This is a genomic window from Flavobacterium sp. CSZ (assembly GCF_015350725.1).
In the GTDB taxonomy this organism is placed as follows: domain Bacteria; phylum Bacteroidota; class Bacteroidia; order Flavobacteriales; family Flavobacteriaceae; genus Flavobacterium.
Map to the genome: position 1 here is coordinate 82,711 of NZ_JADKPQ010000014.1, position 22,597 is coordinate 105,307.

21 protein-coding genes are annotated in these 22,597 nt (G+C 34.3%); 8 read left to right on the top strand and 13 right to left on the bottom strand.

Annotated elements, in window-relative coordinates; genetic code table 11:
* Positions 1-9: 9 nt before the first annotated feature.
* From IRZ78_RS16595 to IRZ78_RS16615, 5 genes are all read right to left on the bottom strand, one after another.
* Positions 10-387: a hypothetical protein gene (locus IRZ78_RS16595; protein ID WP_228520512.1), complete on the bottom strand. Its 378-nt coding sequence runs from the start codon at positions 385-387 to the stop codon at positions 10-12.
* Positions 388-674: 287 nt separating this feature from the next.
* The gene (gene secA / locus IRZ78_RS16600) at positions 675-4,016 is read right to left on the bottom strand and encodes a preprotein translocase subunit SecA (RefSeq protein ID WP_194617606.1); all 3,342 of its coding nucleotides are present in this window, start codon (positions 4,014-4,016) and stop codon (positions 675-677) included.
* Positions 4,017-4,103: 87 nt separating this feature from the next.
* Complete coding sequence (locus IRZ78_RS16605; protein ID WP_007138072.1) at positions 4,104-4,325, bottom strand: DUF2795 domain-containing protein; 222 nt, start codon at positions 4,323-4,325, stop codon at positions 4,104-4,106.
* Between the two features lie 170 nt (positions 4,326-4,495).
* Positions 4,496-5,065, bottom strand: a complete 570-nt coding sequence (locus tag IRZ78_RS16610) for a cob(I)yrinic acid a,c-diamide adenosyltransferase (RefSeq protein ID WP_194617607.1) — start codon at positions 5,063-5,065, stop codon at positions 4,496-4,498.
* 79 nt (positions 5,066-5,144) lie between these two features.
* On the bottom strand, positions 5,145-5,831 hold the full coding sequence (locus IRZ78_RS16615; protein ID WP_194617608.1) for an ABC transporter ATP-binding protein: 687 nt from the start codon (positions 5,829-5,831) through the stop codon (positions 5,145-5,147).
* 307 nt (positions 5,832-6,138) lie between these two features.
* Between IRZ78_RS16615 and IRZ78_RS16620 the strand changes: the two genes are divergently transcribed.
* Complete coding sequence (locus IRZ78_RS16620) at positions 6,139-6,798, top strand: DUF6565 domain-containing protein (protein WP_194617609.1); 660 nt, start codon at positions 6,139-6,141, stop codon at positions 6,796-6,798.
* A gap of 53 nt (positions 6,799-6,851) precedes the next feature.
* On the opposite strand, the gene IRZ78_RS16625 is transcribed toward IRZ78_RS16620, so the two are convergent.
* Positions 6,852-7,631, bottom strand: a complete 780-nt coding sequence (locus IRZ78_RS16625) for a class I SAM-dependent methyltransferase (protein WP_194617610.1) — start codon at positions 7,629-7,631, stop codon at positions 6,852-6,854.
* A gap of 151 nt (positions 7,632-7,782) precedes the next feature.
* Here IRZ78_RS16625 and IRZ78_RS16630 point away from each other — a divergent pair, with 151 nt between their 5' ends.
* Positions 7,783-9,333, top strand: a complete 1,551-nt coding sequence (locus tag IRZ78_RS16630) for an SDR family oxidoreductase (RefSeq protein WP_194617673.1) — start codon at positions 7,783-7,785, stop codon at positions 9,331-9,333.
* A 110-nt stretch (positions 9,334-9,443) separates the two neighbouring features.
* Here IRZ78_RS16630 and IRZ78_RS16635 read toward each other — a convergent pair whose 3' ends face one another.
* The 5 genes from IRZ78_RS16635 to IRZ78_RS16655 all read right to left on the bottom strand — a co-directional run bounded on the left by IRZ78_RS16635 (position 9,444) and on the right by IRZ78_RS16655 (position 14,270).
* A complete protein-coding gene (locus IRZ78_RS16635; protein ID WP_194617611.1) occupies positions 9,444-9,899 on the bottom strand; it encodes a GNAT family N-acetyltransferase in 456 nt (151 codons plus the stop codon).
* Between the two features lie 88 nt (positions 9,900-9,987).
* The gene (locus tag IRZ78_RS16640) at positions 9,988-10,530 is read right to left on the bottom strand and encodes a hypothetical protein (RefSeq protein WP_194617612.1); all 543 of its coding nucleotides are present in this window, start codon (positions 10,528-10,530) and stop codon (positions 9,988-9,990) included.
* 227 nt (positions 10,531-10,757) lie between these two features.
* Entirely contained in the window at positions 10,758-11,210 is a 453-nt protein-coding gene (locus tag IRZ78_RS16645) for an FKBP-type peptidyl-prolyl cis-trans isomerase (protein ID WP_194617613.1), read from the bottom strand.
* A gap of 140 nt (positions 11,211-11,350) precedes the next feature.
* Positions 11,351-13,213, bottom strand: a complete 1,863-nt coding sequence (locus IRZ78_RS16650) for an ABC-F family ATP-binding cassette domain-containing protein (protein WP_194617614.1) — start codon at positions 13,211-13,213, stop codon at positions 11,351-11,353.
* A 91-nt stretch (positions 13,214-13,304) separates the two neighbouring features.
* On the bottom strand, positions 13,305-14,270 hold the full coding sequence (locus tag IRZ78_RS16655; protein WP_194617615.1) for a T9SS C-terminal target domain-containing protein: 966 nt from the start codon (positions 14,268-14,270) through the stop codon (positions 13,305-13,307).
* Between the two features lie 147 nt (positions 14,271-14,417).
* On the opposite strand from IRZ78_RS16655, the gene IRZ78_RS16660 reads away from it, so the two are divergent.
* Positions 14,418-15,836, top strand: a complete 1,419-nt coding sequence (locus IRZ78_RS16660) for an undecaprenyl-phosphate glucose phosphotransferase (RefSeq protein ID WP_194617616.1) — start codon at positions 14,418-14,420, stop codon at positions 15,834-15,836.
* A gap of 9 nt (positions 15,837-15,845) precedes the next feature.
* Here IRZ78_RS16660 and IRZ78_RS16665 read toward each other — a convergent pair whose 3' ends face one another.
* Positions 15,846-16,583, bottom strand: a complete 738-nt coding sequence (locus tag IRZ78_RS16665) for a CpsB/CapC family capsule biosynthesis tyrosine phosphatase (RefSeq protein ID WP_194617617.1) — start codon at positions 16,581-16,583, stop codon at positions 15,846-15,848.
* Between the two features lie 115 nt (positions 16,584-16,698).
* Between IRZ78_RS16665 and IRZ78_RS16670 the strand changes: the two genes are divergently transcribed.
* Entirely contained in the window at positions 16,699-17,889 is a 1,191-nt protein-coding gene (locus tag IRZ78_RS16670; protein ID WP_194617618.1) for a DUF5009 domain-containing protein, read from the top strand.
* 295 nt (positions 17,890-18,184) lie between these two features.
* Here IRZ78_RS16670 and IRZ78_RS16675 read toward each other — a convergent pair whose 3' ends face one another.
* Positions 18,185-18,772, bottom strand: a complete 588-nt coding sequence (locus IRZ78_RS16675) for a hypothetical protein (RefSeq protein ID WP_194617619.1) — start codon at positions 18,770-18,772, stop codon at positions 18,185-18,187.
* A gap of 453 nt (positions 18,773-19,225) precedes the next feature.
* Between IRZ78_RS16675 and IRZ78_RS26205 the strand changes: the two genes are divergently transcribed.
* The 4 genes from IRZ78_RS26205 to IRZ78_RS16690 all read left to right on the top strand — a co-directional run bounded on the left by IRZ78_RS26205 (position 19,226) and on the right by IRZ78_RS16690 (position 22,517).
* Positions 19,226-19,372, top strand: coding sequence for a hypothetical protein (locus tag IRZ78_RS26205; RefSeq protein ID WP_228520513.1), 147 nt, complete (start codon positions 19,226-19,228; stop codon positions 19,370-19,372).
* A gap of 227 nt (positions 19,373-19,599) precedes the next feature.
* Entirely contained in the window at positions 19,600-19,920 is a 321-nt protein-coding gene (locus tag IRZ78_RS26210) for a hypothetical protein (protein WP_228520514.1), read from the top strand.
* A 32-nt stretch (positions 19,921-19,952) separates the two neighbouring features.
* Positions 19,953-21,116, top strand: coding sequence for a glycosyltransferase family 2 protein (locus tag IRZ78_RS16685; RefSeq protein ID WP_194617620.1), 1,164 nt, complete (start codon positions 19,953-19,955; stop codon positions 21,114-21,116).
* Between the two features lie 84 nt (positions 21,117-21,200).
* Entirely contained in the window at positions 21,201-22,517 is a 1,317-nt protein-coding gene (locus IRZ78_RS16690; protein WP_194617621.1) for a dihydrolipoamide acetyltransferase family protein, read from the top strand.
* The last annotated feature ends 80 nt before the right edge of the window (positions 22,518-22,597 follow it).

The following is a 22,597-nucleotide window of genomic DNA, read 5'->3' on the forward strand; positions in this document are numbered from 1 at the left end:
TTTTAAAAATTATATAAAATAGGAGGGAGGGCGAAAAGTAGTGGTCGAAACAGCAATAGGTTTTTGATCTAAAACAGCAAAAAGTTTTGCTTTAGATTCTATTGGAGTTACTAATTTGAAATCGTTTGTAATTGTATTTTGAATGTAAACAATCTCTACTTTTTCTTTTAGATTGTTTTGCATTTTCTTTTCGTTGTCGGCGTATTTTTTTAAACTTTTTTGAAGTTCGCATCGGCCATTACAGGAATTAAAAAGCATTTTGCGTTGTACACAAATGGTTTTCGAAATTTCGTCCTGATTTAATTTGAAAGAGGTATAAACAAAGAAACTGCCAAAAGATGGCACCAGAAGCATACAGGAAAGTACTATGATAATAAACTTCTTCAAGATTTTATTTCGTTGTTTCGGCAGCAAAAATACATTTTTATTATTATTAAATACGAGCATTTTTGTGACTTTGTGAAAAAAATCAAAACACAATTTAAAACCGGACCATGGTGTGAGAAATTTTTTTGAATAGACTCCTGCTTTAGCTGGAGTTTAGATATAGAATATAAAAATGGCTTTAGCCCAATTTTAAACGTTTAAAATTGGGCTAAAGCCTGGTGTGGATCAAAAAAAAACCTCCAGCTTTAGCTGGAGGCTATTCAATTTATTATTTTAGAAAAAAAATATTATTTAACAAGAACCCAAGCGCCAGAAGCGATTAAAGTTTCTGCTTTTTTAAATTTCATTTCTTCAGTTCTGCCTGTTGCAACTTCCTGAACTGTAACAGTATCATTACGATTGATTTTCGGCATGTCTCTTACAATAGTTTCTGTAACCTGACGTTGTTGTGTTTCTCCAGCTTCGCGGTTGATGTCTTCGCTGTTTAGAATTTCGTCTTTGCTTAATTTGAAGTTTTCTTTTTGACGAACTTCTTTTGCTTCGTGAATTTCAGGAACGTTTTGAGCTGGTAAATCACCTTTGAACAAGAATGAGATAACCTCTTTATTTACGTTGTCTAACATTCCTCTAAACAAATTAAAGGCTTCTAATTTGTAAATAAGCAATGGATCTTTTTGTTCGTGAACGGCTAATTGAACAGATTGTTTCAATTCGTCCATTTTACGTAAGTGTTTTTTCCATGCCTCATCAACAATAGATAAAGTGATGTTTTTCTCGAAATCAGCAATTAATTGAGCACCTTGGCTGTCGTATGCTTTTTTCAAATCAGTAACAACATTCAAAGTCTTGATTCCGTCAGTAAACGGAACTACGATACGTTCGAATTGGTTGTTTGGCTCTTCGTAAACTCCCTGAATAATTGGGTAAGCTTCTCTGGCGCTTCTTTCTGTTTTTTCAGTGTAGAAAGCCAAAGCTTCTTTGTATACTTTTCCAGTAACTTCAATATCTGATAATTTTGTGAAATCTGCCTCAGAGATTGGAGATGTAATTCCGAAATAACGAATTAAATCAAAATCAAATGTTTTGAAATCATTTGCTATTTTATTGTTGCTCACAATCAATTCGCAAGTATCATAAAGCATATTGGCGATATCAAGTTTCAAACGCTCACCAAACAAAGCGTGACGACGACGTTTGTAAACTACTTCACGTTGAGAGTTCATAACGTCATCATATTCTAATAAACGTTTACGAACACCAAAGTTGTTTTCTTCTACTTTTTTCTGAGCACGCTCGATAGATTTAGTCATCATAGAATGCTGAATCACTTCACCTTCCTGAAGTCCCATTCTGTCCATTACTTTAGCAACTCTTTCAGAACCAAATAAACGCATTAGGTTATCTTCTAGAGAAACATAAAATTGAGAACTTCCCGGATCTCCCTGACGTCCTGCACGACCACGTAACTGTCTGTCTACACGACGCGAATCATGACGCTCTGTCCCCACGATTGCTAAACCTCCGGCAGCTTTTACTTCTGGAGATAATTTAATATCGGTACCACGACCAGCCATGTTGGTTGCAATAGTTACAACTCCGGCTTTACCTGCTTCTTCTACAATTTGTGCCTCTTGTTTGTGCATTTTAGCATTCAAAACGTTATGGGTAACGCCTCTCATTTTCAACATTCGGCTTAATAATTCTGAAATCTCTACAGAAGTTGTTCCAATCAATACTGGTCTTCCTGCATTAGATAATTCAGTAACATCTTCGATTACAGCGTTGAATTTCTCACGTGTTGTTTTGTAGATGTAATCTTCTTTGTCTTGTCTTGAAATCGGACGGTTGGTTGGAATCTCCACAACGTCTAATTTATAAATCTGCCATAACTCTCCAGCTTCTGTAACCGCTGTACCTGTCATACCACCTAATTTGCTGTACATTCTGAAATAATTCTGTAATGTAACAGTTGCAAAAGTTTGTGTAGCAGCTTCGATTTTTACATTTTCTTTTGCTTCGATCGCCTGGTGTAATCCGTCAGAATAACGACGACCATCCATGATACGACCTGTTTGCTCATCGACAATCATAATTTTGTTGTCCATGATCACGTATTCTACATCTTTTTCAAAAAGAGCATACGCTTTTAAAAGTTGAGTAAGAGTGTGAATACGCTCGCTTTTTACTCCAAAATCCTGGAATAATCTTTCTTTAGCTTCGGCTTCACCATCTTTATCCAGTTTTTGTTTTTCGATCGCTGCAATTTCAGTCCCGATATCCGGAAGTACGAAAAAGTCTGGATCTGTATCTCCTGAAAGGTATTGGATACCGTTATCAGTTAATTCAACCTGGTTGTTTTTTTCTTCAATTACAAAATACAAAGCTTCATCCACTTTATGCATTTCGCGATTGTTATCCTGCATGTATTGATTTTCGGTTTTCTGAAGTAATTGTTTGATTCCTTCTTCACTCAAAAATTTAATTAATGCTTTGTTTTTAGGTAAACTTCTGTAAGCTCTCAATAATAAGAATCCACCTTCTTTAGTGTTTCCTTCTTTGATTAGTTTTTTAGCCTCAGCTAAGAAACCATTTGCTAACTGACGTTGTTGTGCTACTAAGTTTTCGATTTTTGGTTTCAGCTCGTTAAATTCATGACGATCTCCCTGAGGAACCGGTCCTGAAATAATAAGCGGCGTTCTTGCATCATCAATTAATACAGAATCGACCTCATCGACAATAGCGTAATTGTGTTTTCTTTGCACTAAATCTCCAGGAGAATGTGCCATGTTATCTCTTAAGTAGTCAAAACCAAATTCGTTGTTGGTTCCGTAAGTGATATCTGCGTCGTATGCTTTTTTTCTTTGTTCTGTACTTGGCTGGTGATTATCGATACAATCAACAGTTAAACCGTGAAATTCGAATAAAGGTGCTTTCCATGTACTATCACGTTTTGCTAAGTAGTCATTCACCGTTACTAAGTGAACTCCGTTTCCTGTCAAAGCATTTAAGTAAAGCGGAAGTGTAGCTACCAAAGTTTTTCCTTCACCCGTTTGCATCTCGGCAACTTTACCTTCGTGCAAAACCATACCACCAATTAACTGAACGTCATAGTGAATCATGTCCCAGGTAATTTCTTTACCGGCAGCATTCCATTTGTTTGCCCAAACTGCTTTTTCACCTTCTATAGTGATATACGTTTTTGTAGCTGAAAATTCGCGGTCTTTTGGCGTTGCAGTAACTTCAATAAATGAATTGTCTTTAAAACGACGCGCTGTTTCCTTAACAACAGAAAAAGCTTCCGGAAGAATTTCCAATAAAGTTTTTTCTGAAATTTCGTATGCTTCTTTTTCAAGAGAATCGATAGCATCATAAAGATCTTCTCTTTTGTCGATGTCTTCGATGTTTTCAACTTCTGCTTTAAGTGCAGCAATTTTAGCATCTTTATCAGCTCTTGCTTCTTTTATTTTTTCTTTAAAAAATACGGTTCTGGCTCTCAATTCGTCGTGAGACAAACTCATTAAGCTGGTTTCGAATGTTTTAATTTTGTTTAAATAGGGCTGTAAAGCTTTGACATCTTTCTGTGATTTATCACCTACAAAGACTTTAATAATACTGTTTATGAAACTCATGATTTATTGTATTTCTATTTTATGTAAATGTGTATTTGAACCAAAAAAAAAGCCTCGGTGATGAGACTTTTTTCTTTGGTTTATTTTTTAATATTCATCCTCGTTCCAAAGATAATCTTCGTCTGTTGGATAATCAGGCCAAATTTCTTCCATTGATTCATATATCTCTCCTTCATCTTCGATTGATTGAAGGTTTTCTACTACTTCTAATGGAGCACCAGCTCTAATGGCGTAGTCTATAAGTTCATCTTTGTTAGCAGGCCATGGCGCATCACTTAAATAAGATGCTAATTCTAATGTCCAATACATCTGTTATCTGTTTAGTTTGTGCAAAAATAAATTTTTTACTGAAAAAGACAAGTAAATTTTGATTTATTTTAGTAAAATTTAAGAACGTCTCTATAAATTGCGGATTTTAGATTGTTGATTTTAGATTTTTAAGCTCTTAATCTAAAATCTTAAGTCTGAAATCTAAAATTTCATTTTCTCGGAATCCATTTCACTTCATCCGCTTTTAAGTCTGAGGACAACTTCCGTGCCAAGACAAAAAGGTAGTCAGAAAGTCGGTTTAAGTACTTGATTGCGATTTCAGGAACCTGTTCATTATGGCTTAAATGTACTGCCAAACGCTCTGCGCGACGGCAAATACAGCGTGCAATATGACAATGTGACACGGTAGGATGTCCGCCTGGCAAAACAAAATGAGTCATTTGCGGAAGACTTTCTTCCATTTTATCAATTTCGTTTTCTAATAATTCGATATCAGACTCTATGATTCCAAGGTTTTTCAATCGAAGTTCACCGTTTTTTAAAACTTCTTTTTCTGCCGGAGTGGCTAAAATGGCTCCAACGGTAAATAATCTATCCTGAATTTCGATTAAAATAGTTTTATAATGCGCATCGATTTCCTGATCGCGAATAAGACCTATATAAGAGTTCAGTTCGTCAACAGTTCCGTAACTGTCAATACGAATGTGATCTTTAGGAACGCGCGTGCCTCCAAAAAGAGCTGTCGTTCCTTTATCTCCGGTTTTTGTGTATACTTTCATTTTTTTTTTAGATGATAAGTTTCTGAGATGCTAAGTGACTAAGTTTTTTTAGATTTAGAAAATAATCTAAAATCTAAAATTACTTCGTCGTGTCGCTTTCAATCAATCCATCACGCAAACGTATTACACGATGCGCATAAGCTGCGATGTCTTCTTCGTGGGTTACCAAAATAACGGTGTTTCCCTGAGCGTGGATATCACCAAAAAGCTTCATGATTTCTACAGAGGTTTTACTGTCTAAGTTTCCGGTAGGTTCATCGGCCAGGATAATCGACGGTTTATTGACCAAAGCTCGGGCAATGGCGACACGCTGGCGCTGACCTCCTGATAGCTGATTAGGCTGGTGATCCATCCTGTCGGCAAGATTTACTTGTTTTAGAACTTCAATCGCACGTTCGTTACGTTCAGATTTAGAATATCCGGCATAAATCATGGGTAGGGCAACATTATCTAAAGCGGTAGTTCTGGGCAAAAGATTAAAGGTTTGAAATACAAATCCAATTTCTTTGTTTCGAATTCCGGCCAGTTCATCATCTTTCATTTGGCTCACATCTTTTCCATTCAATACATAATGTCCGGAAGTTGGCGTGTCCAGGCAACCTAATAAATTCATTAAAGTTGATTTTCCGGATCCTGATGGTCCCATTAAAGCTACGTATTCGCCTTTGTTGATTTCTAAATCTATACCTTTTAAGACATAGACGATTTCGTTACCTAATACAAAATCTCTTTTGATGTTGGTTATTTTAATTAATGGATTTGCCATTTCGATTTACAATTTTGGATTTAAAAGTACAAAACACTTTTCAATAAACGATAAGTAGCCTGAAATTGATTTTTGTTACAAAACAACTGTATATAGGGCTTTGCTCCCCCAAAGCAATAGTTTTTATATTATTATATTTCATTGATTGAAAAAGTTGTTATATGATTATAAAATGATTTTACATAATTATCATATTTTTAAAATTTTATTGAATTATTTTAATTTTAAATATTAAAAAAATGATAATTATTTATTTTTATTTAAAAATTTAACTATATTTGTTATCTAATCTTAAATAATCAGAATTATGAAAAACATACAATTATTGTCAGGAATTGCATTTATTGCATTAGCATTTACATCGTGTAAAGATGAAAAACAGGAAAAAGCTCAAAAAACAGTCGATGCTTATGTAGCCTACGTAGATTCGGTTAAAAATGTAAAAGCCGATGATTTAAAAGCCGATTGGAAAGATGTGGAAGCTGAATACGACAGAAAAGCTGCGGAAGCTCAAACTGCACTTGCCGATCTAAAAGACAATTCAGCAGCAACACAAAAAATAAATGAGAGTAAGCTAAAATATGAAGAGTTTAAAAATGAAATGACCACCGTTTTTGCCCCTCCTGCTCCAAGCCCAAAACAACAATTAAGAAACGCCTTATTTGGTGAAGGAAAAATTGGCGATGATATGAATTTTGACTGGGTAAACGCTAAAAATATTCATAGTGTATACCAACAATTTGTACATACAGTAGAGGATAATAAAGATAAATATTCTCGTGAAGATTGGGATGAAGTAAAATTAATGTATGAAGCACTTGACAGTCGTAAAAATACAGTTGAAAAAGAAGGACTTACATCTGAAGACAATAGAAAAATTGCAGGTTTGAAAGTGAAATTTGCTCCAATGTACACTCTTAACAGAATGGGAGCTAAATCAGAAGAAAATAAAGCTGCTAAAAAATAATTAAGTAAATTGAATTAGTATTAAAAAGGCAATCAGAAATGATTGCCTTTTTTTTATGTCCTAATTACAAAGTGTTCTTTTTCCTGCTCGTACCTGAAAAACACAAATCCCCACTGAAAAGTATCAATAGTTACGGTAACTCTTGGATGATTCTTAATTATTTCCCAGGCATCTTCCATTTCTGGTGACCAGTGAATATCATCGAATATCCAAACGGAATCATTTGTGATAGTGGTTAACAGCAAATCAAAGTAGGCTAAGGTTGCTTTTTTCGAATGATTGCCGTCAAAATAGATCAGGTCGTAATCTGTAGATTGCAGATTTGTACGAACTAAAAAGTCTTCAAATTCGGTTATAATTGTGTCAACGTTTTTGCAATCAAAATTTTCTAAATGGTTTTTTGCAACATTTCCGGTTTCCGGACAGCCATCGAGTGTAATTATTTTTGCTTTTGGATTTCCTAATGCTAATGCAGAAGTGGCTAAACCTAATGAAGTTCCTATTTCCAGAATATTTTTAGATTGGAAATAATTGGTAACTCTAAAAAGTAACTCGGCACGTTTTGGTGAAATTCCTGCGGTTTTTGCTATTTTCGAAATTTGTCTTGTATTCGATTTAAATACTTTTGATCCCGCACCAAAATCTGTTACTTCTATAAAATTTTTATTTTCTAAAAGCGATTTTCGATAGTTTTTCAGGATCGAATATTCGGGTTTCGATTTTTTATCGTAAAAACATTTCGTCAATAAATTAAATACGAATGGCGAATGTACTCCGTGTTCGTTTTTTGAATTCCAAAGGAATTTTAAATAAGATTTTATCTGAAATAGCATAGAAATAGTTACATCTGAATGCGAAGATAGTAAGATAATGATCAATAGTCAAAAGGGAAGACTTTGTTACTTTCGGTTTAAGATCTTTCAGAGTTCAAAAATACTATATTTGCGAACTTTAATTTAAGCTAATAGTAATACGTTTTTTATGATGTTGAAGGAAGAAATAGAAGGTACAAGCAAGATATCTTGTGAAGAGATTAATCGATGCATTGCTATTTTAGCACAATTGAATACTAATACAGATCAGATATTTGATATTCCGAAAGAGCAACGAATCGCTCTGATCAAAGAAGCCGGAATGTTCTCGCGACCTGATCGCGATGAGTTTTCGAGAAGGGTTAAAGACGGAGTACTTGCCGCAAAACGTAAAAAAGAAAAGAAAGACAAAACCGCTCGTAAAGAAACAGGAATTCGTCATGCACGTGAAGCCAGTATTTTTGTGGCTCCCAAATTATTGGCTCTAAATGATCTGGCCCACAAAGAACAATTAGAACTTGAAACTCCAAGAAATTGCTACGTTTGTAAAACTGAGTTTACCAAAATGCATCACTTTTATGATACGATGTGTACAGATTGTGGTGATTTTAATTATGCCAAACGTTTCCAAACGGCCGATGTAAAAGGACAGGTTGCCATTATAACTGGTTCTCGTTTAAAAATTGGTTATCATATTACTCTAATGCTTTTGCGAGGTGGAGCAACTGTGATTGCTACCACTCGTTTTCCGGTTGATTCGGCTTTGCGTTTTGCTAAAGAAGAAGATTTTATGGATTGGGGGCATCGCCTAAAAATTCATGGTTTAGATTTACGACACATACCAAGTGTAGAGATTTTTTGCAATTTTATTGAGCAAAAATACGAGCGTTTAGATATTCTGATTAATAATGCAGCCCAAACCGTTAGAAGACCTGCAGGGTTTTATTCGCATTTAATGCAAAATGAAGAATTATCAATAAGTGCACTGCCCAAACAAGCACAGGAATTATTAGGAGATCATCTTAATTGTCTCGATGAATTGAAAATGCTGACAAGCGGAGCTTCATCCAGCGAAAATATGCCGGTAACCTGGCACGGACCTGAACCCGGAATTGGTTTGCGTGCTTCGGCGCAATTGTCTCAAATTCCGTATTCTTTTGATAATGCATTGGTAGTCAATGAAGTTTTTCCGGAAGGAGAACTTGATGCCGATTTACAGCAAGTCGATTTACGTAAAACGAATAGTTGGCGTTTGCGTTTAGGTCAAATAGAAACTACTGAAATGATCGAAGTACAATTGGTCAATTCTGTTGCGCCTTTTGTATTGTGCAACCGACTTTCGGAAGTAATGAAAAAGAACCATACGGGGAAAAAACATATCATTAATGTTTCGGCTATGGAAGGGAAGTTTCATCGCTTTTTTAAAGAAGACCGTCATCCGCATACGAATATGGCAAAAGCAGCTTTGAATATGTTAACACATACATCATCCGGAACTTTAGCCAAACATGGTATTTTTATGAATGCTGTTGATACCGGTTGGGTAACGGATGAAGATCCTGCCGAATTGGCCAAAAAGAAACAGGAATTAGAAGATTTTCAACCGCCATTGGATATTGTTGATGGCGCTGCACGCGTTATGGATCCTTTATTTGACGGTATCAATACAGGAAAGCACTGGTGCGGAAAATTTCTGAAAGATTATAACCCGATTCCCTGGTAGAATTAGTTTTCAATCTCGGTTGCAGTTTTCAGTTTTTCTGCCTGACCCAAAAAAGCCACAACAGAATTAAATTTTGTTATGGCTTTTTTGAAATTAAAAAAATAATACTTTTAAATTTTATTAGCTGCGTTTTCTAGTTTCATTTTTAAAATTGGGTAGTCTTTTCCTTCGTCATCTTTATCGGTTCTATCGTAGGGTACAAATCCAAATTTTGAATAAAAATTTACAGCATTTTGATTTTGTTCATTTACGTCAACTTTGTCTGCATCCAGTTCATTAATAGCAAAATTCATTAATGTTTTGCCCAATCCTTTTCCAATATGTTCCGGTGCTAAGAACAACATTTCGATTTTATGTTCTGCAACACCCGTAAAACCAAGAACTTTATCACCCTGTGTAAGGCAAAATACTGGAAAAGAGTTAAAATCGATATTGGATACGATTTTTTTATAATAATCAATATCAGATGAATTTAGAAAATCATGTGTTGCACGAACAGAATTCTCCCAAACGAGAATCATCTCTTCTTTAAAAGTATCATTATAAGGTTGTATTTCAATCTTCATTTTATCTTTTGTGTTTACTTTTTTACAAAAATAAAAAACCACAACAAATAATTTTCTGTTGTGGTTTTTTTATTGAAAAACAAATAGATTATCTGTATATATTTACACCATTATTTGCTTGCCATTGCTGTTCAAAATATTCAGCATCTTCGCTATTACGTGGGTGAACGCCAAGAACTACGTGACCATTTTTAATTCCGTCTTCATAAACTTTTGCTCTTTCTTCAGGAATTCCGGATCCTACAAGTGCTCCAATTAAACCTCCTGTAATACCACCTGCACCTGCGCCAGCTAATCCTGCAGCAAGGGGACCGGCAACAATTAGTCCTAATCCAGGAATAACAAGACTAGTTCCTAAAGCAGCAACAACACCTACAATAGCCCCAATTGTTCCTCCAATGGCAGATCCTGTTCCTGCACCTTCGGCTGCTTTTGTTCCTACTTCTGAATGATCATTTTTATCAGAATAATGTTTTTTTCTGGTTTCGTCTGACATTATCAAATTGATTTCGTCTTTTGTATAACCTCTATCGTTCAAAGTGCTATAAGCTCTTTCGATACTGTCGCGATCTGAAAACATTCCAGTTAATACTTCGCGTTTAGTTCCGTCAGGATTATGTAAATTTTCCATTTTATGTATATTTAAAGTATGAATTAATTTTCACTTTAACAAAGCTCGTAAAATAGAGTAACTATCTTTTACACAATTTCTTAGAATCATTACATAATGAAATTTTTGCTTTTCAAAATTGATTACGACTTTTTGCTATTTTTTCATTTTGACTATTTATAGAAAAAGAAAGCCACAACAAAAATTAATTCTGGTGTGGCTTTTGTATGAATTATAAAGTTGTTGTCTTAGTTTACTTTGATCAATTTAATGTCAAAAATAAGAACTGCACCTCCTGGGATTTTTCCTCTACCATCGTTTCCGTAAGCAAGTCTTGAAGGAACTAAAAGAATACCACTTCCTCCGGTTTTGAAAAAAGGAATTCCCTCTGTCCATCCTGGTATAACCTCGGACAAATTAAAAGAAAGTCCATCTGAACTACTTTGATCAAATACAGTTCCGTCAGTAAATGTACCCCTGTAGGCTACAGTAACATTTGATTTTGCAGTAGGTTGAGTTCCTGTTCCAGGAACATCAATTACATAATACAAACCAGATTCCGTTTTTTGAGCTGTCAGATTCTTTTTTGCAATGTAATCAGCGATTTCTTTGTCGTTTTCGGCACTATAATCTTTTTGGTCGTCTTTTGAGCAAGAGATAAAAAGCGTTAAAGCCAGTAATGAAGTTAAAAAGTATTTCATGAAATGTAGATTTTTAAAAACGCTAATATAATAAAATTTAGTTTTTTGGTTTCAAGGAGATTCACAAAGAAAACACAAAGATTCACAAAATAAAAACTTAGCGTAGCTTTGCGTTTTCTTTGTGAATCTCTGTGTAACAACTATCCTTCAATCTTAGCCGAAAGCTCAAACCAACGTTCTTCTTTCTGGTCTATTTTATTGATGATGTTTTGTAATTCGTTGGCTTTTTTCTCGATATCAGCGTCGGCCACTTTACCGTCAGAGAATAATTGTTCGATCTTTGTTTTGTCAATTTCAAGATCTTTGATTTCTCTTTCCAGTTTTTGATATTCTTTTTGCTCGTTGAAAGTCAGGTTTCCTGTTGGATTGTTTTGTTTCCAGTCTTTCTTTTCGGCTTTGTTTTCTTCTTTTTGAGCAACATCGGCACTGTCTTCGTAAGCCCTGAAGTCAGAATAGTTTCCTGGGAAATTTTCAATGACTCCTTGTCCTCTAAATATGAATAGATGATCGACAATTTTATCCATAAAATAACGGTCGTGAGAAACCACTAATAAACATCCCGGATAATCTAAAAGGAAACTTTCTAATACATTTAGCGTAACAATATCCAAATCGTTTGTTGGCTCATCCAGAATCAGGAAGTTAGGATTCTGAATCAATACCGTACATAAATACAAACGTTTTAATTCTCCACCACTTAATTTTTCTACAAAGTCATATTGTTTTTTAGCATCAAAAAGAAAACGCTCCAGCAATTGTGAAGCCGAAATCATTCTTCCTTTTGAAAGCGGAATAAATTCTCCGTATTCTTTAATAATATCAATTACACGTTGTCCTGGTTTTGGATTAATTCCGGATTGTGTATAATAACCAATTTTGATCGTTTCACCTTTTACCACGCGGCCACTATCTAACGGAAGTGTACCAGTTAAAAGATTCAGGAAAGTAGATTTTCCGGTTCCGTTTTTACCAATAATACCAATACGTTCTCCACGTTGAAAATCAAAACTAAAGTTGTCCAGAATAACATGATCCTTGAATTTTTTAGAGATTTTGTGAAGCTCGATAATCTTGCTTCCCATACGTTCCATATTAATTTCAAGTTCCACTTTGTTTTCACGACGACGACTTTGTGCTTTTTCTTTAATTACATAAAAATCATCCTGACGAGATTTCGATTTTGTCGTTCTCGCTTTTGGCTGACGACGCATCCATTCTAATTCTTTAGTAAATAGATTTTTTGCTTTGTCAACGCTGGCATTCTCAGAGGTAATTCTTTCCTCTTTTTTCTCTAAATAATAAGAGTAATTTCCTTTGTATTGGTATAATTTTCCGTTGTCCAATTCGATGATTTCATTACAAACACGTTCCAGAAAGAAACGGTCGTGCGTAACCATAAACAACGTAATGTTTTCTTTGGCAAAATAACTTTCAAGCCATTCGATCATTTCAAGATCAAGGTGGTTGGTAGGCTCGTCCAGAATCAATAAATCAGGGCGATTGATTAGGATAATTGCCAATGAAAGACGTTTTTTTTGTCCACCCGAAAGATTTTTTACTTTTAGTTTAAAATCTTCCAGTTTTAGCTTGAAAAGAATTTGCTTGTATTGCGTTTCAAAATCCCAAGCATTATGCTGATCCATTCCGTCAAAAGCTTTTTGATACGCTTCTTCATCATCTGGATTTTCAAGTGCTTTTTCGTATTTCTCAATTACTTTTAAAGTCTCATTATCTGAGGCGAAAATACTTTCTTCGATAGTCAGTTCTTCTTGCAAATTGTTATTTTGCGATAAAAAAGCCATTTTTATGCCTTTTCTTAAAACTACCTGACCAGTATCTGGTTCATCTAAACCATTAATAATGCTCATAATGGTTGTTTTTCCAGAACCATTTTTGGCAATAAATGCAATTTTTTGGTCTTTATTGATTCCAAATGAAATGTTGTCAAAAAGCGTTTTTTCGCCAAACGACTTCGATATATTTTCTACAGATAAGTAATTCACTATAAACTAGGTGTTATAAATTATAAGTTAGTAATGTTTTGCAAAACATAACTTTTTTGCAAAAGTAAACTTTTATATGGCTATTTGCGAATTATTTATGGAGATAGGAATTTAGAACCGGACTTAAATCAATGTGATGAATTTGCTGCGGAACATTAATAATAGGTTTTCGAACCAAAGATTCATTGGTGAGATAATAATGTAAACCATCTTGAGTCGCGATTCCTTCTATTTGAAGAATTGGGAATTTTAAGGTAATCCTTCGTTTATTTCCGGATAAAAAATCATTGTTTTTATAATCGTATAAAAGATATAAAAATGGTTTTCCTATTTTAGAATAACCACAAAGAGCAACTAGATTTTTTTGTTCTAAATATGTAGCGCCTGTTATCAAACCTTTGGTGTTAAGTGTATGTTTTAGTTGTGCAACGTGATCGCCCGATTGCTTGGGTAAAACATAAATACTAGTTAGGGAAGAACTCCATTGCTTGGTAAACAAATAAATACTGTCTTTTGAAACGATAAAGGCTTCACAATCAAAATTGGTAGTGTTTGGTTCTTTAGCAGATAAATCCCTTTGATCAGAATATCGAAATGAAATGGTTTCAATAATTGGATTTCCTTCTAAAAAAGATTTTTTTTCAATTTTTAGAATTTTCAAATCTGTCCTGTTTCCCGAAGCGTTGTTTCCGAAATCTCCAATAAATAAATGCGTACTGTCCTGAGAGATTTCTTCCCAGTCATTATTGATTGCTTGATCCAGAAAATTTTTTTTATGAATTTTTCCTAAAGTGTCTAATCCGTAAATTGTTTTGTCGTGATCATCATTATGAGTCCATAATAAATTGTCGAAAGCAATTATTCCTGAAGTTTCATGAATAGAATCACTTAGTTTAATTGAGTACTCAGGTTTTATTTTGAAATTTTTATACAAGCAGCTTCCATCATTTACTGTTGCGTCCGGATTATAATTTTTAGAAAGAGGATCTATACAACCCTTAATTTGTGCATAACCTGATGATACAATCAGGCAAAAGAATAAAACGGTTTTTATCATGGTCTGCAATATTAAATTTGCATAACATAAAAGTAAAGTTTTAAAGAATAGCCTCAAATACTATTGGAAAATATAATTAAAATGCTATTTTGCGGTGCTTTTATTTGATTGAATTTTCGTTCTTTTGATGAAGCATAATTCCCTATTATGAAAATTTTACAAAAACTGTCACATTACCGTTTTTCACGCTATTTTAAACTTTTGTTTGTTGGTGTTGATGTGGTGTTGTTAAATCTGGCTACGATTCTTTCGGCATTGGCCCGATTTGGCAGTTTAGATAAACTTTTGTCAAAAGAAGAAAGAACAGTTTCATTATTGGCAATTTTAATATGGGTGGCATTATTACTTCAAAATGATTCTAACCGAAGTATACGGGTTGAGCCTGTAGAATCGATATTGGTAAGAACTATAAAAAAGCTAATCATTCATGCTGCTTTAATATCCATTTTTGTCGTTTACCTAAAATATACTGATATTTCCAGACTCAGATTGGGTTATTTTTATCTGATTTTCTTCGGATTATTGATGATTTCCCGTTATTTATCGATGAAACTTTTAAAATATATTAGGGCAAAAGGCTATAATTTTAAAACTTTTATTGTGGTGGGAGCCAATCCGTCAGGAGAAAAAATCCGAAAGATATTGGCCAAAGATTTAACGTACGGTTATCGTTTTCTAGGTTTTTTTGATGAAGAGATCGATGACAAAATTGTAGATCCGAAATCGGTTTTAGGAAATTTTGATGCGATAAAGGAGTTTGTCATCGAAAAAAAAGTCGATGAAATGTATGTCGCCTTACACATTGACAATATTGAAATAATCAATGAATTGACACGGATCTGCGAACAAAACATGGTGCGAATCAAGTTTATTCCTGATTTTCAGCTGTACACAAAATCAAGTAAAGTCGAGGTTGCGTTTTATGAAAATACGCCGGTATTAATGTTCAGGACAGAACCTCTGGAGTTTCCGGTAAACAGGCTTATAAAAAAAGTATTCGATATTTGTTTTTCAGCTTCTGTGATTTTATTAGTTTTTCCGTGGTTGTTTCCAATTATAATGCTGATTATTAAATTAGAATCTCCCGGGCCAATCTTTTTTAAACAAGAACGTTCAGGTCGTGATAATCGGTCTTTTATGTGTTTCAAATTCAGAAGCATGTATGTCAACGGTTTGGCACATAGAAAACAAGCTGAAAAAGGGGATAGTCGTATTACTAAATTTGGCGCCTTTATTCGTAAAACAAGTATTGATGAATTGCCGCAGTTTTTTAATGTTTTGTTGGGCGATATGTCTATAGTTGGACCAAGGCCGCACATGGTAAATCTGGCAAAAGAATATAGTGATTTGATTAATAATTATCTGGTTCGCCAATATGCCAAACCAGGAATCACGGGCTGGGCGCAGGTTAATGGTTTTCGTGGAGAAACAAAAGTATTAAGCGATATGGAAAGCAGGGTAGAATTTGATATTTGGTATATCGAAAACTGGAGCCTGGTACTGGATCTAAAGATTATCATAAAAACAGTTATCAATATATTCAAAGGCGAAGAAAACGCGTACTAATGCTGTTTATCAGAATTTAAAAAACTGATTGTTACTAATTACTTCTTTTAGATTAGAAATACTTTCGACTTTTATTTTTTCATTAAAAGAAGCAATGTGTTTCATATGATGTACATCCGTTCCTGAAAAGTCATACATTCCTTTTTTAAGAAGTTCTTCTGCAACTCTGGTTATTCTTTCTCCATAATATCCTACCGTAGAAAGCAGATTCAGCTGAAACAAACATCCCGCTTTTTTTAGTTTTTCATATTCACTAAAGTCCTTTCGATAATATAAATAACGTTCCGGATGTGCCAGAACCGGAATGTATCCTGCAACTTGCAACTCAAAAAGTGTTTTGTATAGATGCATTGGAGCATTTTGATAGGATATTTCGACCAATACATAATTATCTTTTAAGGTCAGCAGTTTTTCGGTTTTAAAATGACTTTCAAACCAATCATCCATAAAATATTCGGCTGCAGCCTGAAAAGGAATTTTGATATTGTTTTCTTCCAGTAAAAGAGTAGTCTCCTTATGCTTTTCGATAATACTTGTAGAAGAATTATTCCATATATAATGACTTATATGAGGTGTCGTAATAATATGAGAAATTCCAATTTCCTGAAATGCCGTGATAAGTTTTTGGGTGTCGGTTATGGTTTTGGCACCATCATCAATTCTCGGAAGTAAATGCGAATGAATATCGACATAATGATCAGAAAGGAGATCTTTTAAAACGGGTTTTGATTTTAGTAAAGATAGCATGTTGCAAAAGTATGGAAATGGGAAGAATTTGTTATTGTTAATTTTTAATGTAACAAATGTAACCGAACATTTCAGAATTATATTATATTTGAGATTGCTATAAATCTACTATTTTATGAAAATTAAAGAAAATTTATATAATCAAAGGATTATTTCTATTGATGCATTACGCGGAATTACAATTTTTGTTATGATTTTTGTAAATGAGTTAGCCAGTATTTCAAATGTTCCGCAATGGATGAAACACATGCCGGCAGATGCTGATGCAATGACTTTTGTAGATGTTGTTTTTCCTGCTTTTTTATTTATTGTTGGAATGTCGATTCCGTTTGCTTTTAATGCCCGATTACTTAAAGGTGATAGTACTAAAACAATCTGGACGCATACTTTCAAAAGAGCTTTGGCCTTAATTATCATTGGTGTTTTTATGGTTAATGCAGAATATGGGTATGATGCCACCAAAATGATAATCGCACCAGTTTTCTGGGGACTTTTAGCGTATGCAATACCAATACCAATTTGGAATAAATACGGTAAAGATTTTCCGGTTTGGTTAAAAAACACCTTACAATATGGCGGAATGTTGGTTCTGGTTGCGCTGTACTTTTTATATGTTCAGGATACCGGAGAAATCGGGATGACGCCAAAATGGTGGGGAATTCTCGGTTTAATAGGCTGGGCGTATCTTTTTACAGTAGTTTATTATTGGATTGTTTCGGGAAATTTATGGGCAATGATTGCTTTTTTGGTGGTTTGTGTTGCTGCAAATTCTATGAATCTAATCGAAGGATCTTTTGTACAGCAAACATCATGGTTGAGTTTTATAGCCGGACATCTAACGCATGCAGCATTAGTTTCGGCAGGAGTCGTAATTTCGTTACTGTTTTTTGACCGAAAAGTTGCCGCCAAAATAAATTGGGCGGTAATAGGTTTTGCCGTTTTATTTTTTGTAACAGGATATTTGTTAAGACCTTATTTTGGAATTTCAAAAATAAAAGGAACTCCATCCTGGACAATGTTTTCTGCGACAATTTGTACCGTTTTATTCTATTTTCTGTATTGGTTAATGGAAATCAAAAAGATAACCAAATGGAGTAATTTCTTCATGCCGGCAGCAGCAAATCCGTTATTGATTTACATTTTACCTGGCGTGATATATTATTTCTGCAAAGCTTTTACTATTCATATTATCCCGGGGTATTTCCGAGTAGGAGTTCCGGGAATTATCTGGGCGTTGGTATTTTCGACAATTATGTTGTTTGTAATGAAATTATGTAATAAGTATAAAATTCAATTGCATTTATAGGGATGGCTTAACCGCAAAGCCAGCTAAGATTTACGCTAGGTTCGCAAAGTTTTTTTTAAGCTGGATTTTAATATGCTCGCAAAGTCGCGAAGACGCTAAGTTTATTTTTTTAAGATTACAGTTTTAGAAATCATTTTAATCTTGATAATCAGTGGCAAAAAAAAAACACCAAGTTCGCAAAGCTATAAACACAAAGCTTTGCGAACTTTGCATTTTTATTAAACCTTCATAATTAAAAAACCTTAGCGTTCTTTTGCGGTTAAATTCTCATTTCAATATGAAACCTGGAACAATCCTACTTAATGATAACTGATTTTATTTCTAAAAATGCTCCCGAAACCGGATTGTAATTCACAAAATTGAATTTGCAAAGATTATGAATGTTTAAAATTTTCCCGTCAGGCAATCCGTCTTGTTTAAAATCAGGCCACGGAATTTTTATGGTTGTAAACTCTTTAGGAGAAGCTTTTAAATCCACTCGAGGATGCGAACCTCCATGCACGCAGCCTGTTCCTTCGTTATTGCCTTCGCGGGCTTGTAGTTTTATTAAATGAGAAGATTTATAAGTAATGCTCACAAATTTAGCATCATTAGATAAATTTGTCGGAGCGCCATCGTTCGAATTAGAATCTGTAATCAGGACATTCAATTCAATTTCACCAACCGGATTATCTTTTGCAGTTACTTTAATGATGCCTTTTTCCTGACGAACGCGATTAATAGTTTCCTGATTTTCTAAAACTGGCCCGGCAATATACCAGGTTGAGGTTTTGACTAAATTTTTATCTGAATCTTTTTCAATAGAGACAAATGCAGACATGAAAAATCCTATTGTCAGCAGTAAAAGCAAGGATTCGATCTTAATCAATATTTTATTTTTCATGGAAATGAAATTAATAATCAAACTCAAAAATATGCTTTTTTATAATTTGTAATGATTTTCTCTTTTTATTATTTCTAAAATAGCTTCTGTTTTAAAATTAATTTTAAATTTGTAAAAAGTTGTTTCTTAAAGTTTTACGAAATGAAAAACCTGAAATCTATTATAGTTTTATTTTTCTTTTTTCCGACCTCATTTTGTTATTCACAGAATGATTCAATAGTGAACAACCAGAAAGATATTTTAGATGTTTAGTATAAGCTCTTTCCTAAAAATGATTCACTCGAATAAATCCCGATAAAAAAGTAGCTTTTTAGCTGCTGCCGGTTCCTATCGATGCAAATAAAAGTGCGGGATTAGTGGTTTTGTTTCTAACGACTTTTTATCTGGGTGACAGTAATACAACCAAAATGTCTCAGGTGGTATTTTTACCTTATTTTAGTTTTACCAAACAATATGTTTTTCCGCTTCAAACCTATATTATATACCAAAAATAATAATTGGAACTTTATTGGAGATTATCGGTACATGATTTATCCACAGCCTACTTATGGGCTTGGCGGACATAATACAGATAAAAAAATGTCGACTCTTGATTATTAGCAATGGCGTTTTTATCAATTTGCCACCCCAAAAGTTATTGGAGATTTTCGCCTGGGATTAGGATTGCTGCTGGATAATTATCAAAGCATTTCTGAGCAATCTTATATCTATGATGAAACCGATTATGTGAAGTATATGGATGGAGATTTCTCTGGTGAAACTTCTTTAGACTTGCCATTCAGGGCTTGTACGATTCCAGAAAAAACAACGTAAATCAGGAATAGGGTTTGTATGTCGAGGCAGATTACCGCATTAATACAAGTGGAGTAGACGGCGAAAAGTGGAAAACATTTTATTTTGATGCCCGAAATTTTGAAACCGAATATCGAACTGATATTTCTAAAAACGGATTCTGGGGTGCGGTATTTTTTACGAATCTTTCGTCGGTTTCGAAGTTGGATACTTATGATTTTAAAAATTGGAGCCCTACTGCAGGCGCGGGTTTACGCATTAAATGGAACAAGCAAAACAATAGTAATCTCGTTCTGGATTTCGGTGTAAGTAAAAACGATTGGTCATTGCGATTGGGTTTGGCCGAAAATTTCTAACTTTCCAAAAAAAATCAATTCCTACGTTTTTCATGCAATTATCGGTAATTATTCTTAATTATAATGTGCGTTACTTTCTGGAACAATGCGTTTTAAGTGTTCAGAGCACTATCTCTACGCTTGATGCCGAAATTATTGTAGTCGATAATAATTCGTCAGACGAGAGTTGTTTAATGATGAAAACTAAATTTCCCGACATAAAATTAATTCAGAATACGACGAATTTTGGTTTCCCAAAAGGCAATAATATTGGAGTAGAGCAGGCTTCAGGAAAATACATTTGCATTTTAAATCCAGATACCGTTGTTGCCGAAGATACGTTTGTTAAGATTTTGGCTTTCGCCGAAAGGCAAATCAATCCCGGAATTATAGGCTGCCAATTAATTGATGGCACAGGAAATTTTCTGCCGGAGAGCAAACGCGGCATTCCAACGCCCTGGGTCGCTTTTACAAAAATTTCAGGATTGTATAAAGTTTTTCCAAAATGGAAACTTTTCAATCAATATTACGCCCAGCATTTAGATAAAGATCAAACTGGAAAAGTCGATATTTTGGTAGGAGCCTTCATGTTTTTAGAACGAGATTTATATATAGAACTTGAAGGTTTTGATGAAAAATGCTTCATGTACGCAGATGATATCGATTTGTCGTATCGTGCCTTACAAAAACAGAAATCGAATTTCTACTTTCATGAAACCACCGTTTTGCATTATAAAGGAGAAAGTACAGTGAAAGACGAAAAATACATGAAACGTTTTCAGGAAGCCATGAATTTCTTTTATCAAAAGCATTTTAAGAAATCCTGGTTTTTTGAATTTTTTATTCAAATCGGAATCTGGTTTTTCTCTTTTATAAAAATGTTTCAGGGAAAAACGAAGCCAAAACCGTTGCCTGAAAGTCTGGTTTTTTACTCTTCAAATAAAAATTTGTCTGAAAAATTACCTTCTATTTTAAAAAATAAAGTTCTGTTTGTGGATTTAAAAAAAGAAAAAATGGTAAATTCGTCCCTGATTTTTAAGGGTAAAAGTGTTGAGATTATTTTGGATAATCAGTATGTTTCGTTCAAAAAATGTATCAAAATCATAAAAAGTCTTAAAGATAAGAACGTTACTTTTAAGATTTTCCCCAAAAACACAAATTTTATTATTGGGAGTAATTCCCGAAATGACAGGGGGCAAATTATAAAAATTGAGTAAAAAATTATATTAAGTGTAATTTATGTTTAAAATATTCAGTAATTTCGCAATCAGAAAATCAAAATCATCCTTTAGATTAACAATATGGCAAGATTTGAATTAAAACTTCCTAAAATGGGAGAGAGTGTCGCTGAAGCAACTATTACCAACTGGTTGAAAGAAGTAGGAGACAAAATTGAAGCTGATGAAGCGGTACTGGAAATTGCGACTGATAAGGTCGACAGTGAAGTACCAAGCGAAGTTTCGGGAATTTTAGTTGAACAATTATTTGGCAAAGACGATTTGGTTCAGGTAGGACAAACCATTGCAATTATTGAAACTGAAGGTGATGCGCCAGCTGCAAAAGCTGAAGAAGCTGCTGCTCCGGCAGAAGTTGCTGCACTTGAAGCAACAATTGAAACGGCTAAAGAAACAGTTGCTGCTCCGCAGGATTTCTCTGGATCAGATAAATTCTTTTCTCCGCTAGTAAAAAATATTGCAAAAGAAGAAGGTATTTCTGTTGCTGAATTAGAAAGTATTGCCGGTTCAGGAAAAGATGGCCGCGTAACAAAAGAAGATATTTTAAAACATATTGAAAACCGTAAATCGGGCGTTGAAACTCCAAAAGCGGTTGTTGAAGCTCCAAGAGCAGTACAACCTGTAGCTGCTCCGGTTCAAAAAAGCCAGCAGGCAGTTCCGGTTTCTGTAAACGGAAGTGACGAAATCATCGAAATGGACAGAATGCGTAAACTGATTTCAGGATACATGACTGCTTCGGTACAAACTTCGGCTCACGTACAATCGTTTATTGAAGTTGATGTTACCAATATCGTAAAATGGAGAGAGAAAGTAAAAACAGCTTTCGAAAAAAGAGAAGGCGAGAAGCTGACTTTTACGCCAATTATGATGGAAGCGGTTGCAAAAGCATTAAAAGATTTTCCGGGAATGAATATTTCTGTAGATGGTGATTATATCATCAAAAAGAAAAATATAAACTTAGGAATGGCTGCAGCTTTACCAAACGGAAACTTAATTGTTCCTGTAATTAAAAATGCAGATCAGTTAAACCTTGTTGGAATGGCAAAAGCGGTTAACGATTTAGGAAACCGTGCAAAAGCTGGAAAACTAAAACCAGACGATACACAAGGCGGAACTTACACGGTAACGAATGTGGGGACTTTTGGTAGTGTTTTTGGTACGCCAATTATCAATCAGCCACAAGTAGGTATTCTGGCTCTTGGCGCTATTCGTAAAGTGCCTGCGGTTATCGAAACTCCTGAGGGTGATTTTATCGGAATCCGTCAAAAAATGTTCTTATCTCACTCTTATGATCACAGAGTTGTAGATGGAGCTTTGGGTGGAAGTTTCGTAAAAAGAGTAGCGGAATATTTAGAAGCTTTTGATATCGACAGAGATTTCTAAAATTAGATAAAAATAAATTCAAACCCGGAAAATTTTAATAATTTTCCGGGTTTTTTGTTTTGTAAGAAAAGGTTAAGAAA

Coding starts and splice junctions, on each gene's coding strand:
- secA (WP_194617606.1), bottom strand. CDS start 4,016: ATGAGTTTCATAAACAGTATTATTAAAGTCTTTGTAGGTGATAAATCA.
- IRZ78_RS16605 (WP_007138072.1), bottom strand. CDS start 4,325: ATGTATTGGACATTAGAATTAGCATCTTATTTAAGTGATGCGCCATGG.
- IRZ78_RS16610 (WP_194617607.1), bottom strand. CDS start 5,065: ATGAAAGTATACACAAAAACCGGAGATAAAGGAACGACAGCTCTTTTT.
- IRZ78_RS16615 (WP_194617608.1), bottom strand. CDS start 5,831: ATGGCAAATCCATTAATTAAAATAACCAACATCAAAAGAGATTTTGTA.
- IRZ78_RS16620 (WP_194617609.1), top strand. CDS start 6,139: ATGAAAAACATACAATTATTGTCAGGAATTGCATTTATTGCATTAGCA.
- IRZ78_RS16625 (WP_194617610.1), bottom strand. CDS start 7,631: ATGCTATTTCAGATAAAATCTTATTTAAAATTCCTTTGGAATTCAAAA.
- IRZ78_RS16630 (WP_194617673.1), top strand. CDS start 7,783: ATGTTGAAGGAAGAAATAGAAGGTACAAGCAAGATATCTTGTGAAGAG.
- IRZ78_RS16635 (WP_194617611.1), bottom strand. CDS start 9,899: ATGAAGATTGAAATACAACCTTATAATGATACTTTTAAAGAAGAGATG.
- IRZ78_RS16640 (WP_194617612.1), bottom strand. CDS start 10,530: ATGGAAAATTTACATAATCCTGACGGAACTAAACGCGAAGTATTAACT.
- IRZ78_RS16645 (WP_194617613.1), bottom strand. CDS start 11,210: ATGAAATACTTTTTAACTTCATTACTGGCTTTAACGCTTTTTATCTCT.
- IRZ78_RS16655 (WP_194617615.1), bottom strand. CDS start 14,270: ATGATAAAAACCGTTTTATTCTTTTGCCTGATTGTATCATCAGGTTAT.
- IRZ78_RS16660 (WP_194617616.1), top strand. CDS start 14,418: ATGAAAATTTTACAAAAACTGTCACATTACCGTTTTTCACGCTATTTT.
- IRZ78_RS16665 (WP_194617617.1), bottom strand. CDS start 16,583: ATGCTATCTTTACTAAAATCAAAACCCGTTTTAAAAGATCTCCTTTCT.
- IRZ78_RS16670 (WP_194617618.1), top strand. CDS start 16,699: ATGAAAATTAAAGAAAATTTATATAATCAAAGGATTATTTCTATTGAT.
- IRZ78_RS16675 (WP_194617619.1), bottom strand. CDS start 18,772: ATGAAAAATAAAATATTGATTAAGATCGAATCCTTGCTTTTACTGCTG.
- IRZ78_RS26205 (WP_228520513.1), top strand. CDS start 19,226: ATGTTTTTCCGCTTCAAACCTATATTATATACCAAAAATAATAATTGG.
- IRZ78_RS16685 (WP_194617620.1), top strand. CDS start 19,953: ATGCAATTATCGGTAATTATTCTTAATTATAATGTGCGTTACTTTCTG.
- IRZ78_RS16690 (WP_194617621.1), top strand. CDS start 21,201: ATGGCAAGATTTGAATTAAAACTTCCTAAAATGGGAGAGAGTGTCGCT.